Annotated in this window: 11 protein-coding genes and 2 tRNA genes; 10 read left to right on the top strand and 3 right to left on the bottom strand. The window is 68.9% G+C overall.

Features of this window, described 5'->3' with window-relative positions; genetic code table 11:
- Positions 1 to 78 precede the first annotated feature (78 nt).
- The 3 genes from ACFYRU_RS31485 (at position 79) to ACFYRU_RS31495 (ending at position 3,421) form a co-directional block, all read left to right on the top strand.
- Positions 79 to 1,266, top strand: a complete 1,188-nt coding sequence (locus ACFYRU_RS31485; RefSeq protein WP_387665216.1) for a globin domain-containing protein — start codon at positions 79 to 81, stop codon at positions 1,264 to 1,266.
- A complete protein-coding gene (locus ACFYRU_RS31490; RefSeq protein WP_387665219.1) occupies positions 1,263 to 1,889 on the top strand; it encodes a DivIVA domain-containing protein in 627 nt (208 codons plus the stop codon). Before ACFYRU_RS31485 ends, ACFYRU_RS31490 begins: the two co-directional genes overlap by 4 nt.
- Before the next feature lie 71 nt (positions 1,890 to 1,960).
- A complete protein-coding gene (locus tag ACFYRU_RS31495; protein ID WP_387665222.1) occupies positions 1,961 to 3,421 on the top strand; it encodes a nitric oxide synthase oxygenase in 1,461 nt (486 codons plus the stop codon).
- A gap of 158 nt (positions 3,422 to 3,579) precedes the next feature.
- On the opposite strand, the gene ACFYRU_RS31500 is transcribed toward ACFYRU_RS31495, so the two are convergent.
- Positions 3,580 to 3,650 (bottom strand) — tRNA-Gly (locus ACFYRU_RS31500).
- Between the two features lie 109 nt (positions 3,651 to 3,759).
- Between ACFYRU_RS31500 and ACFYRU_RS31505 the strand changes: the two genes are divergently transcribed.
- The 6 genes from ACFYRU_RS31505 to ACFYRU_RS31530 all read left to right on the top strand — a co-directional run bounded on the left by ACFYRU_RS31505 (position 3,760) and on the right by ACFYRU_RS31530 (position 10,096).
- Positions 3,760 to 3,832 (top strand) — tRNA-Pro (locus ACFYRU_RS31505).
- A gap of 77 nt (positions 3,833 to 3,909) precedes the next feature.
- Positions 3,910 to 5,319, top strand: a complete 1,410-nt coding sequence (gene tig / locus ACFYRU_RS31510) for a trigger factor (RefSeq protein WP_387665225.1) — start codon at positions 3,910 to 3,912, stop codon at positions 5,317 to 5,319.
- 364 nt (positions 5,320 to 5,683) lie between these two features.
- Positions 5,684 to 6,307: a ClpP family protease gene (locus tag ACFYRU_RS31515; protein WP_387665228.1), complete on the top strand. Its 624-nt coding sequence runs from the start codon at positions 5,684 to 5,686 to the stop codon at positions 6,305 to 6,307.
- Between the two features lie 30 nt (positions 6,308 to 6,337).
- Positions 6,338 to 6,949 carry an ATP-dependent Clp protease proteolytic subunit gene (locus ACFYRU_RS31520; RefSeq protein WP_387665230.1) on the top strand — a complete coding sequence of 204 codons (612 nt, stop codon included), beginning with the start codon at positions 6,338 to 6,340 and terminating at the stop codon, positions 6,947 to 6,949.
- A 157-nt stretch (positions 6,950 to 7,106) separates the two neighbouring features.
- Positions 7,107 to 8,399, top strand: coding sequence for an ATP-dependent Clp protease ATP-binding subunit ClpX (gene clpX, locus ACFYRU_RS31525; protein ID WP_387665233.1), 1,293 nt, complete (start codon positions 7,107 to 7,109; stop codon positions 8,397 to 8,399).
- Between the two features lie 107 nt (positions 8,400 to 8,506).
- The gene (locus tag ACFYRU_RS31530) at positions 8,507 to 10,096 is read left to right on the top strand and encodes an alpha/beta hydrolase (RefSeq protein WP_387665236.1); all 1,590 of its coding nucleotides are present in this window, start codon (positions 8,507 to 8,509) and stop codon (positions 10,094 to 10,096) included.
- Between the two features lies 1 nt (position 10,097).
- Here the strand turns inward: ACFYRU_RS31530 and ACFYRU_RS31535 are convergent, their stop codons facing one another.
- Positions 10,098 to 10,949, bottom strand: a complete 852-nt coding sequence (locus ACFYRU_RS31535; RefSeq protein WP_387665239.1) for an SDR family oxidoreductase — start codon at positions 10,947 to 10,949, stop codon at positions 10,098 to 10,100.
- A 122-nt stretch (positions 10,950 to 11,071) separates the two neighbouring features.
- Here ACFYRU_RS31535 and ACFYRU_RS31540 point away from each other — a divergent pair, with 122 nt between their 5' ends.
- Positions 11,072 to 11,971 carry an AraC family transcriptional regulator gene (locus tag ACFYRU_RS31540; RefSeq protein WP_387665242.1) on the top strand — a complete coding sequence of 300 codons (900 nt, stop codon included), beginning with the start codon at positions 11,072 to 11,074 and terminating at the stop codon, positions 11,969 to 11,971.
- On the opposite strand, the gene ACFYRU_RS31545 is transcribed toward ACFYRU_RS31540, so the two are convergent.
- Complete coding sequence (locus ACFYRU_RS31545) at positions 11,958 to 12,989, bottom strand: helix-turn-helix transcriptional regulator (RefSeq protein ID WP_387665245.1); 1,032 nt, start codon at positions 12,987 to 12,989, stop codon at positions 11,958 to 11,960. The genes ACFYRU_RS31540 and ACFYRU_RS31545 overlap by 14 nt on opposite strands.
- Positions 12,990 to 13,089: the final 100 nt, after the last annotated feature.

Genomic DNA, 13,089 nt, shown 5'->3' on the forward strand with positions numbered 1-13,089 from the left:
CGGCAGTCCGTGGTGCCCGCAGGTGGGCCGTGCTTTTCGACCGAGGAGCCGCCGCAGCGAGCCGGATAGCGAACGTCGATGGACGCCTACGCTTTGCAGCGCAGCTGGGATCAGGTGACGAAGCACGGAGAACAGGTAGCGCTGTACTTCTACTCACACATCTTCGTGGCCAACCCCGGTGTGCGGTCGATGTTCCCGTTGTCGATGTCGAACCAGCGGGACAAGTTCGTCAGCGCACTCGGCCGGATCGTCAGCCACGCCGACCAGATCGAGAACGACGCGGCCTTCCTCCAGCACCTGGGCCGTGACCACCGCAAGTACGCCGTTGTCGCGGAGCACTACAACGCGGTCGGCGCCTCGCTCTGCGCCACGCTGAAACATTTCCTCGGCGCCGAGTGGGACGAGGAGCTCGCCGGCGAATGGACGGCGGCCTACCAGGTGGTCGCGCGGATGATGGTCGAGGCCGCGGAGAACTCCCAGGAGTCCACACCGGACTGGTGGGACGCCGACGTGCTCTCGGTCGAACGGCGGACGATGGACCTGACGCTGCTGACGGTCCGGCCGCGGCGCGCGTACCACTTCCTGCCCGGCCAGTCCGTGTCGGTGGAGGTTCCGCAACGGCCGCGGCTGTGGCGGTACTTCAGCCCGGCCAACGCGCCCCGCGCGGACGGCTCGATCGACCTGCACGTACAGCAGATCGACGGTGGCCAGGTGAGCCCGAGCGTGGTCCGGAAACTCCAGGCCGGTGACGAGATCAAGCTGGGTGCGCCGGTCGGTGAACGGCTGACCCGGCGGCACAACGACCCGCGGGACCTGTTGATGGTCGCCGGCGGTACCGGTCTGGCACCGCTGCTCGCCGTACTCGAGCAGATCGACAACGAGTGGGCACGGACCGGCACGGCACCGCAGGTCCAGCTGCTGCACGGCGTACGGATGCCTTGGCACCTCTACGAGCGCCCTCGCTTGCGGGAGCTCGCGCAGGCAAGGCCCTGGTTCGACTACACGGAGGTTGTGTCGGCTGACGGTTCCTACCCCGGGACACGCGGCAAGGTCGGCACCGTCGCAGCCCGGCAGGACCTGTCCGGCCGGACGGCGATGGTGTGCGGCGGTCCGCAGATGGTCGCGCACACCCTCGAGCGCCTGTCCGCCGCGGGCCTGCCCACCGAGCACATCAAGTACGAGAACTTCTACTACGCGGCCGCGGACGACCACACGGCCCACCCGGCCTTGGACAGGCCATTTACGAGGTCAGGAGATGTCAAGTGACCAACACCAGCCGCCGCCACGGCTCCCGGCAGTACCAGACACCCGACCAGATCCGCACGGAGATCTTCCGGCGCCGGATGCGAGGCCTCGACCAGAACGAGGTGTTCAGCTACCTCGACGTACTGGCCGACCAGGTGCAGGACACAGCCCGGGACCTCAGCACGAGCCGGGCCGAAAACGAACGACTCCAGGGAGAGCTGCGCCGAGCCCAGTCGGAGCTGCAGCGGGTGCAGGCGGAGCTGGACGAGTACGAGCAGGCCGGCGACAAGGTGAACGAGCAGATCGTCCAGCTGTTCAGCCAGGCCCAACTGGTGGCCGAGGAGATGGTCCAGGACGTCAGCCGGGACGCCCGTGAGCGGATCGGTCAGGCGCGGGCGCACGAGCGCCGGATCGTCGAGGAGGCGATGGACACCGCCGGTCAGCAGGTCCGTTCGTACGCACAGTCGGCGCAGCTGCGGATGCAGTCGATCGTGGACTCGTTCGGTACCGAGATCGAGCAGATGGGGAACGAGGCAGGCCCGGAGACCGGACGGCACCAGAAGGACGCCTGGTTCGACGACATGAGCGACTGGCAGCTCCGCCTGCGGAACGAGCGGGGTCCGGAGTCTCCGGGGCCGGCGTGAGCGGTATGTCGTACAGCGAAGGGCGTTGCCCTGCTCATACCGACCTGACCCCGCCAAGACCGCGTCGAGCCGTGCCCCGGCGGACGCCGGCCGTACCGCTCGCGGTCCTCGGACTGACCCTGCCGGGCGCCGCCGTCGGGCTGCTCGGATTCGGCCGGGAGGTGCCTGGTGGGGTCCCGGCCGCGGTACCGATCACACTCGGCCTCGCGATGCTCGTCGTGGCCGCCGGGATCTGCGCGCACCAGCTGATCGCGGTGCGTTCCGGCGAACAGCTGTTCCACCTCAGTGGCCGGCGTGGCTCGCCGCGGCCGAGCCGGCGGACGGCGGTACGGCGCCCGCCGCGGGTGACTGCCGCGCCACGGCGGCCCGCGAACCGGCCCGAGGCGGAGCCTGCACCCGTCCGCGTCGACACCGGGATGGTCCGGGCCGCGGCGAAGGAGTTCCTGGAGCAGTTCCACGGCGAGAACCCGGACGCCGGGCCGCTGGGGCCGCGGCTGGCTGCCGTGATGCGCGAGATCGACACGACCGGGACGTACTGGCACACCTCGGAGGAGCTCGCGTTCGGCGCACGGGTCGCGTGGCGGAACAACAAGCGCTGCATCGGCAGGCTGTACTGGCGCAGTCTGCAGGTACGTGATCTCCGCGGGGTGTCCGACGCGGGCGGGGTCGCCGCGCACTGCTTCGAGCACCTGGCCGCGGCGCACAACGGCGGGAAGATCCGGCCGATCATCACGGTGTTCGCTCCGGAGACGCCGTCCCGGCCGGGGCCGCGGATCTGGAACGAGCAGCTGATCCGGTACGCCGGGTACGACCAGCCGAGCGGGCGTCCGCTCGGGGACCCGCGGTACTGCGGGTTCACCAGCAACCTGATGCAGCGCGGCTGGCGGCCGCCGGAGCAGCGCGGGGCGTTCGACGTACTGCCGCTCGTGGTGGAGACCGTCGAGGAAGGGCCGCGGATGTTCCAGCTGCCGCGGCAGGCGGTCCACGAGGTCGAGTTGCAGCACCCGGAGTTGCCGTGGTTCGCGGAGCTGGACCTGCGGTGGCATGCGGTTCCGGTGATCAGCAACAACCGGCTGGTGATCGGCGGTGTCTCGTACCCCGCGGCGCCGTTCAACGGGTGGTACATGGGTACGGAGATCGGCGCGCGCAACCTGGCCGACAGCGACCGGTACGACATGGTTCCGGAGGTCGCGGAGCGGATGGGTCTCGACACCTCACACGAGACCACCCTCTGGCGCGACCAGGCCCTGGTGGAGATCAACCGCGCCGTCCTGCACTCGTTCAACCTGAGCGGCGTCACCGTCACCGACCACCACACCGAGTCCCGCCGCTTCCTCCTCCACGTGGAAAAGGAAGAACGAGCCGGCCGCACCTGCCCCGCCGACTGGAGCTGGATCGTCCCCCCGATGTCGGGCTCCCAGACCCCCGTCTTCCACCGCTACTACAACACCGAAACCAAAACCCCCGCCTTCACCACAGACCCCGCCTCCACCACGAGAGCCCTCCAAGGCGAACCCCCCGCCTTCCCCTGACCGCCGATCCTCGAGTCGTGGAAATCGGCCGGATTTTCCAACCAGCCTCCACGACTCGACGAACCCGACCACAGCCGCCGAGCGAAGCGATGGCGCAGAAAACGGCGAGGCCGAGCCGGTCCGCGCAGTTTGCGGACACGACTCGGCCTCCGGCCGAGAGCGGGTGACGAGAATCGAACTCGCGTAGCTAGTTTGGAAGACTAGGGCTCTACCATTGAGCTACACCCGCGGGGTGCTCGGACATGATTCCACAAAGGGCCCGGTGGACTCAAAACGGTATTGGTGGGCCCCGGTGGCGCGAGCACTGGTTCGCGTCGACTAGACTCGTGCGGTCACTGCGGGGCGTAGCGTAGTGGCTAGCGCGCCTGCTTTGGGAGCAGGAGACCGCAGGTTCGAGTCCTGTCGCCCCGACAACCCCGTGCAGTACCGGCTGTGGCGTCGGCTGTCCGGCGTCGCAACATGTCACCGAATCAAGGAGAACCGCCACCGTGAAGAGCACCGTCGAGTCCTTGAGCCCGACCAAGGTCAAGCTCATCGTCGAGGTGCCGTTCGAGGAGCTCAAGCCGAGCCTCGACGCGGCGTACAAGAGCATCGGCCAGCAGATCGTGGTGCCGGGCTTCCGCAAGGGCAAGATCCCGCCGCAGGTCATCGACCAGCGCGTCGGCCGGGGTCCGGTGCTCGAGGAGGCGATCAACGACGCGCTCCCGAAGCTGTACTCGCAGGCGGTCAGTGACAACCAGGTGAAGGCGATCGGCCGGCCCGAGGTCGACGTGACCGAGTTCAACGACAAGGAGAGCCTGCAGTTCTCCGCCGAGGTCGAGGTCCGTCCCGAGATCACCCTGCCGGACCTGGAGGGCCTGGAGGCCTCGGTCGAGGACATCGCGATCTCCGACGACGAGGTCGACGAGCAGATCGAGTCGCTGCGCCAGCGGTTCGGCTCGCTGAACCCGGTCGAGCGCGCGACCGCGGACAAGGACTTCATCACGATCGACCTGTCGGCCAGCAAGGACGGCGAGAAGGTCGAGGAGGCGCAGGCGACCGGCCTTTCGTACCAGGTCGGCTCCGGCCAGCTCCTGGACGGCCTGGACGAGGCCGTGATCGGCCTGAGCGCCGGCGAGAAGAAGACGTTCGTCACCCAGCTCGTGGGCGGTGAGCTGAAGGGCGAGGATGTCGACGTCGAGGTGACCGTGACCGCGGTCAAGGAGCAGGAGCTCCCGGAGTTCGACGACGAGTTCGCGCAGACCGCGTCGGAGTTCGACACCGCCGACGAGCTCAAGGCCGACGTGCAGACCCGGCTGGAGCGCGGCAAGCGGCTCGAGCAGGCCGGCGAGGCGCGGGACGCGGTCCTGGAGAAGATCCTGACGCTGGTCGACGTGCCGGTCCCCGAGGGCCTGCTGACCGACGAGCTGGCCGCCCGCAAGGAGAACCTGGAGCAGCAGCTCGGGTACTCGGGGATGACCATGGAGCAGTTCCTCGAGGGCGAGGAGCAGACCCAGGAAGAGTTCGACGAGGACCTGAAGAAGCGTTCCGAGGACGCGATCAAGGCGCAGTTCGTGCTGGACCTGGTGGCCGAGCAGCAGGAGCTGAGCGTCAACGACCAGGAGCTGACCGAGCACATCGTCCGGCACGCGCAGCGTTCCGGCGTCAGCCCGGACCAGTTCGCCCAGCACGCGGTCGAGAACAACCTGGTCCCGAGCCTGGTGTCCGAGGTCGTCCGCGGCAAGGCGCTGGCGTACCTGGTGGAGAACGCCAAGGTCACCGACGCCTCCGGCAACACGGTCGAGCTGAAGACCCTGCAGCCGGACGGCACGTACGCCGACCCGGAGGCGACCGAGGCCACCGACGCCGCGGACGCTGCCGCGGAGAGCGCCGAGGAGCCGGAGCCGGCCAAGGCCTGAGCAAGCCGACACGGCCCGGGAACCCCGAACAGGGGTCCCGGGCCGTTCGCATCTCGTCGGACGATCGCGAACCGGCCGCAAGGAAACTGTCGGTTCGACCGCCTAGCGTGGCGGGTGAAACGATTTCCGACGGGAGGAACGGGCATGGCCGCGCTGCTGCAGGAGCCTGAGGTACGGCGCGACGCCGACGCGCCGGAGCCCCGCGAAGTACCTGACGAGGCAATCGTCGAGGAGTCCGGCTCGGTCATCCTCTGCGGCTGGTGATTCGCTCACAGCAGACGCCGGGCAGACGGGCGGTGCGCCGTGAGCGAACACCTCCGGCCCAGCCTTAGGTCTGTCGCCGGGGACCAGTAATGTCGGGTTCGTGAACGAGACATTTGCAGCCAGCCCCACCGCCGCGGGCGGCAACGGATCCGGCGGACAAGACGACGACATCTACCGGGAGTTGCGCAAGAACCGGATCATCTTCCTGGGGTCCGAGGTTCGGGACGACAACGCGAACGCGATCTGCGCGCAGATGCTGCTGCTGAACGCACAGGATCCGAACGCGGACATCTGGCTGTACATCAACTCGCCGGGTGGCTCGGTGGACTCCGGCATGGCGATCTACGACACCATGCAGTGGATCTCGAACGACGTCGCCACCGTCGGGATGGGCCTGGCCGCCTCGATGGGTCAGTTCCTGCTCTGCGCCGGCGCGAAGAACAAGCGCTACGCGCTGCCGCACGCGCGGATCATGATGCACCAGCCGTCCGGCGGCATGGGCGGTACGGCCTCGGACATCAAGATCCAGGCCGAGCAGTCGCTGCACCTGAAGGCGCTGCTGTTCCAGCTGATCTCCGAGCACACCGGTCAGCCGCTGGAGCAGGTCGAGAACGACGCCGACCGGGACCGCTGGTTCACCGCCTCGCAGGCCAAGGAGTACGGCTTCATCGACCACGTGGTCACCAGTGCCGCCCAGCTCAGCCAGGGCAGCCCGAACTCCTGATCTCCCACTCCGTCAGTTAAGGACAGCACCATGAATTACTTCATCCCGCAGTGGGAGGAGCGCACGTCGTACGGCATGCGCCGGATCGACCCGTACACGAAGCTGTTCGAGGACCGGATCATCTTCCTCGGTACGCCGATCACCGACGAGATCGCGAACGCGGTGATGGCGCAGCTGCTGTGTCTGCAGTCGATGGACTCCGACCGCGACATCAGCATCTACATCAACTCCCCGGGCGGCTCGTTCACGGCGCTGACCGCGATCTACGACACCGTCCGCTACATCAAGCCGGACGTGCAGACGGTCTGCCTCGGCCAGGCAGCCTCGGCTGCGGCCGTGCTGCTCGCCGCCGGTACGCCGGGCAAGCGCCTCGCGCTGCCGAACAGCCGGATCATCATCCACCAGCCGGCCACCGAGGGCACCTACGGCCAGTCGAGCGACATCGAGATCCAGGCCAACGAGATCCTCCGGCTGCGCTCGCTGCTGGAGAAGATGCTCGCCGACGCCAGCGGCAAGTCGCACGAGGAGGTGTCCCGCGACATCGAGCGGGACAAGTTCCTGACCGCCGAGCAGGCCATCGAGTACGGCCTGATCGACGACGTCCTGCAGACCCTCAAGACCCCGGTCCCGGCCGGCGTCTGAACGAGTTCGAAACTGGCCCCGCCGGTCTGACCGGCTGTCAAGGGCTTGACGCGTTCGCCACCGGCGTAGTCACAACCCGGTGGCGGGCGCGGTTTTTCCGCCCGTGACGGGGTACCGTCGAAATCGGTCCGACTGCGCATAGAAGGGATCTGTCCCGGTGGCACGCATTGGTGACGGCGGCGACCTGCTCAAGTGCTCGTTCTGCGGCAAGAGTCAGAAGCAGGTCAAGAAGCTCATCGCCGGTCCCGGCGTTTACATCTGCGACGAATGCATAGATCTCTGCAACGAGATCATCGAGGAGGAGCTGAACGAGGGCTCCGAGGTCGGTCTCACCGAGCTGCCGAAGCCGCGGGAGATCTACGACTTCCTCAACGCCTACGTCGTCGGCCAGGACGTGGCCAAGAAGGCACTCGCGGTAGCGGTCTACAACCACTACAAGCGGGTCCGCGACGGCCAGGGCGCCTCCAGCGCCGGCCGGCACGCGAAGGACGAGGCCGTCGAGCTGGCCAAGTCGAACATCCTGCTGATCGGCCCGACGGGCTGCGGCAAGACGTACCTCGCCCAGACCCTCGCCCGGATGCTGAACGTCCCGTTCGCGATCGCGGACGCGACCGCGCTGACCGAGGCCGGGTATGTCGGTGAGGACGTCGAGAACATCCTGCTGAAGCTGATCCAGGCGGCCGACTACGACGTCAAGAAGGCCGAGACCGGGATCATCTACATCGACGAGGTCGACAAGATCGCCCGCAAGAGCGAGAACCCGTCGATCACCCGGGACGTCTCCGGCGAGGGCGTGCAGCAGGCGCTGCTGAAGATCCTCGAGGGGACGACCGCGAGCGTGCCCCCGCAGGGTGGCCGCAAGCACCCGCACCAGGAGTTCATCCAGATCGACACGACCAACGTGTTGTTCATCGTCGGCGGCGCGTTCGCCGGCCTGGACCACATGGTCGAGCAGCGGGTCGGCAAGAAGACGCTCGGCTTCAACACCAGCCGCGAGCCGGAGAAGCCGAAGGAGCTCGGCGGGTACGCCGACGTGATGCCGGAGGACCTGCTGAAGTTCGGGCTGATCCCGGAGTTCATCGGCCGGCTCCCGGTGATCACGACGGTGTCGCCGCTGGACCGCGAGGCGCTGATCAAGATCCTCTCCGAGCCGAAGAACGCGCTCGTCAAGCAGTACCGGCGGCTGTTCGAGATCGACAACGTCGAGCTGGAGTTCAGCGACGACGCGGTCGAGGCGATCGCCGACCAGGCACTGCTCCGCGGCACGGGCGCGCGCGGTCTGCGGGCGATCATGGAGGAGGTGCTCCTCAACGTGATGTACGAGGTGCCCAGCCGTGAGGACGTCGCGAAGGTCGTTGTCACCGGCAAGGTCGTGCTGGAGAACGTCAACCCGACGCTGATCCCGCGCGACCAGATCGAGCGCAGCAAGCGCCGCGACAAGAGCGCCTGACAGCACTCCACAGCAGCAAGGGAGGCCGGGTCCGCCGTACGGCGGGTTCCCGGCCTCCTTCTCGTGGTGGACGCGATGGGACGAGCGGCCCGCCTACCTTCGGTGCCATGACGCCCAGAACAATCCTTCGAAGACTGTCAGTCGCCGGTGTGGCCCTCGCGCTGCTGACACCGATGACGTCTGCCGTGGCCGAGGCCAAGAACGGGATCGCGTGGGGGAGTTGCGGTTCCGACCCGAAGCTGAAGCCGTTCCAGTGCGCCACGGTGCAGGTGCCGACCGACTACGACAATCCGCACGGTCCGACCACGACGATCGCGCTGACCCGGCTGCCGGCCACCGATCCGGCGCACAGGATCGGCACCCTGTTCACGAACCCCGGTGGTCCGGGTGGTTCCGGGGTGGACTTCATCCAGCAGGCCGGCCAGCTGATCTATTCGCCCGCGGTCCGGGCGAGGTTCGACATCCTCGGGTTCGATCCGCGCGGGGTCGGTCGCTCGGATCCTGCGACCTGCTACCCGACCGCGGCCGACGAGTCGAAGGCGCTCGCGAACGTCCCGCCGTTCCCGCTCGGCGCGAAGGAGGAGCGCCAGTACATCGTCGACGCCGCGAAGCTCGCGGTCAGCTGCCGGACCACCTCACCGGACCGGTTCGCGCACTACTCGACCGCGAACGTCGCGCGAGACATGGACCGGCTCCGGCAGGCGGTCGGCGACGACAAGCTGTCGTACGTCGGCTACTCGTACGGCACGTACCTCGGTGCGACGTACGCGAAGCTGTTCCCGAACAAGGTCCGGGCGCTCGTGCTGGACGGCACGCTGAGCCCCGAGTGGTACTCCGGGTCGAACGGCGACAAGGCGCCCGTCGGCGTACGGCTGAAGCAGGGCGACGGCGCGTACGACACGTACGAGCAGTTCCTTGCCGAATGCAAGAAGGCCGGCGCGAACTGTGCGCTGAACCAGCTCGGTGACCCGAAGACGGTCGTCGAGGGCACGCTCGAACGGCTGAAGACGCATCCGGTGGACTTCACCCTGCCCGACGGCTCGACGGTCAAGGTGACGTACGCGGTCGCGGTCGCGGCCACGTTCTCGAGCCTGTACGACCCGGCCGCATTCCCTGGCCTGGCGGAGCTGTGGGCTCAACTGGCCGGTACGAACCGGGCCAAGCTCGCGAGCAGCAAGGCCCCGGAAGCGCTGGTCGAGTGGAATCGCCGTAAGGAGCACTACACGTCGATCGGCAGCGTCCTGCAGCCGTGTGTCGAGGCGAAGCAGTCCGGCCGGCCGTTGGCCTACCCCGCGTTCGCGGCCGCGGCGGACAAGCGCGCGCCGCACTTCGGGGCGTACCGCGCGTGGCTCGGGATCCAGTGCGAATTCCTCGGCATCCGCGACCACGACGCGTTCCTCGGTCCGTGGCCGAACAAGGTAAAGGCGCCGGTCCTGGTCTTCGGTACCCGCCACGACCCGGCCACCCCGTACGAGGCGACCAGGCCGTACGCCGACCTCTACCCGGACGCCCGCATGGTCACGGTCGAGGGCTGGGGCCACACCACGATCGGCAAGAGCACCTGCGCCGACGCGATGATCACTAGCTACCTCACGGCACTCAAGGCTCCGGCCGACGGCGCGACCTGCAACCAGGACCGCAAACCGTTCGACCCGGAACCTGCAGGGAAGGAGGCACTGCGGCTGTTGCCGCAGTAGGTCAGCCCTTGAGGGCGGCTGCGATCGTCTCGGCGATCGGGGTGGTGGGGCGGCCGATCAGGTCGCTCAGGTCGGTGCCCCGGCCGGCCAGGAGGCCGCGTTCGATCGCGTTGTCGACGTCGACCAGGATCGGCGCGAACTGCTCCGGAACCCCGGCCCCGGTCAGGACCTGCAGGTGCTCCGCGGGCGAGAGGTTGTGGTAGGCAACGTCTTTGCCGGACTGCCCGGACAGCTCGGCCGCGTACTCGGTCAGCGAGAACGAGGTGTCGCCATTCAGTTCGTACGCCTTGTTCTCGTGCCCGGCACCGGTCAGTACGACGGCTGCCGCGGCCGCGAAGTCCCGGCGCGACGCCGACGCGATCCGCCCGTCGCCGGCGCTCCCCGCGACGCCGTGTGCGAGCTGGACCGGGATCTGGTCGGTGTAGACCTCGTTGTACCAGCCGTTGCGCAGGAAGGTGTACGGCAGGCCCGAGTCGAGGATCGCCTGTTCGGTGGCGATGTGGTCGGCGGCCAGGTCGAAGTCGGCCGCCGGCCCACCGAGCGCGCTCGTGTACGCGATCCGGGCGATGCCGGCCTCGCGCGCGGCCGAGATCACCGCGCGGTGCTGCTCGCGGCGGTTCGGCTCGAGGCCCGAGATCAGCAGGACGGTGTCGCCCGCGCCGAAGGCCTTGGCCAGTGCGCCCTCGTCGTTGTAGTCGGCGATCCGGACCTCGACGCCGCGATCGGCGAGCGGCGCGGCCTTCTCGGCGTTCCGCGCGACCGCGACGACCTGGTCCGCGGGGACCCGCTGCAGCAGCTCGTCGACGACGAGAGTGCCCAGGTGACCGGTTGCCGCGGTGACCACGATGCTCATTCAGATGCTCCTTGTCGTTGATGTCTGTCACCGACAGTAGGCGGCCAAGTCGAGCGGATCTATGTCTATCAGGCGCTGGTTTATGTCCGATCGTCTTGATCGGTGCGCGTATGATGCCAGGTATGGATGTACTTGCCGATGTCGTCGACGCGATGCGGACGGGCCCTGCCACCTCCGGGCGTACGGAGGTCCGGGGTGAGTGGGGGCTGCGGTTCGCGCACTCGTTCGGCGCGACCTTCCACCTCGTGCTGCAGGGGACGGCGTGGTTGCTGCCGCCGGACGGTGACCCGATCCAGCTCGGCCCGGGCGACGCGGTCCTGCTGCCGCGCGGGACCGACCACGCGCTCGCCGACCATCCGGACTCGCCGCTCGTCGACTTCGACCCTGCGGTCGAGGAGCCGGTCCAGGGGCAGGGCGCGCGGGCGCTGCTGCTGTGCGGGACGTACCGGCTCGATCGCGAGCGCCCGCACCCGGTGCTGGCGAAGCTCCCCGACGTGGTCGTCGTCCCGGCGAACCCCGGCCGGCACCGTTCGTTGCATACGGCAATCAGCATCCTCGGCGAGGAACTCGACGCGCAGCGGCCCGGCGCGGCCGCCGTCGTACCGGCGCTGGTGGACGCGTTGCTGGTGCTGATCCTGCGCGCCTGGATGGAGGACAACGACTGCCCGGCCGATCGCGGCTGGGCGCGGGCGTTGACCGATCCGTCGGTCGTGCAGGCGCTGGAGCTGATCCACGAGAAGCCCGGTGCGGCCTGGACCGTTGCGGAGTTGGCGTCCGACGTCGGGTTGTCGCGGGCGGCGTTCGCGCGCCGGTTCACCGAGGCGGTGGGTGAGCCGCCGCTGACGTACCTGTCCCGCTGGCGGATGACGACCGCGGCACGGCTGCTCCGCGATCACGACCGGCCGCTCGCGACGGTGGCGAAGGCGATCGGCTACACGTCGGAGTTCGCGTTCGCGAAGGCGTTCAAGCGCGACTTCGGCGTACCACCGGGGACGTACCGCAAGGCGCTCACTCCGGCCTGAGCGTCGCCACCAGCTCGCCGCGGCTGCGGACGCCGACCTTCGCGAACGCGGACTTCAGGTGGTCCTGGATCGTGTGCGGCGAGATCGACAACCGGTCCGCGATCGCGGTCGTGGGGTGCCCGGCGATGACCTCGAGGCAGATCTCCCGCTCCCGCGCGGTCAGCCCGTACGCCGCGAGCAGCATCCCGAGCAGGTGCCGCCCGGAGGCCGGCTCGATCGTCACCACGACCTCGTCCTCGGCGTCCCCGATCAGCCGGCTGCCCTGCAGTACGACCCATCCACCGGAGGCGGTCTGCACGCGCGCCTGGAACGTCCCGGACGCCGCGGCCCGCGTTCCGGTGACGACTGCCCGGAGCAGAACGCCGAACCGGCCGGGCGCGATCTCGTCCAGCTCGTCCTGCCACGTACTCGCGGCCGCGGTGATGGCTCGTGGCTCACCGGTCGGACCCGTGACGACGATCGACGGGCCGGTCCCGCCGCGGTACCCGTGAGCGTCGGTCCGGACGGCGACCCGCGTCGCGGCACCGATCACCGGCGCCACCGACCCGAGGAACTCGACCTCGCGGTCGTTGAAGTCCGGCCCGCTGCGGACGAACCCGGCCGCTCCCCAGCAGTCCCCGTCGACGACGAACGTGGTCCGTACCTCGTGCTCGATCCCGAGCGGCCGCCACACCTCGTTCAGCCGGCGGTGCCCGACGACCTCGCGGTACGGCAGATCGGACAGCCGGGCGACCTGGTGCGAGGTCCGGGCCAGTTCCGCGAACGAGTTCGGCACGGTCCCGGCGTACTCCGTCTCGGCCAGCCGCGGCTCGTACTCCTCGGGGATGCGGGCCGCGCCGCTGGTCATCGAGCTGATCACCAGCGTGCCGGGATCGATGCCGGCCCAGCAGGTCAGCTCGCTGCCGACCACCTGTTCGACCACCTCGATCGCGGCCGCGTGCAGCTCGGCGACCCCCATCCCCGAGGTCGCCAGTGCCGCGATGTCCCGGCGCGCGGCCCGCGCCCGGCCCTCCCACATGCGCTCAGTATGCGCCGCCCGACCGTTGCCGCCTATCCCGCAAATGTGGGGATTCCGGCCGTCGCGACAAGCCTCGTGCGCCGGGATGGTCAGCGGCGGT

Source organism: Kribbella sp. NPDC004536 (assembly GCF_042873835.1).
In the GTDB taxonomy this organism is placed as follows: domain Bacteria; phylum Actinomycetota; class Actinomycetes; order Propionibacteriales; family Kribbellaceae; genus Kribbella.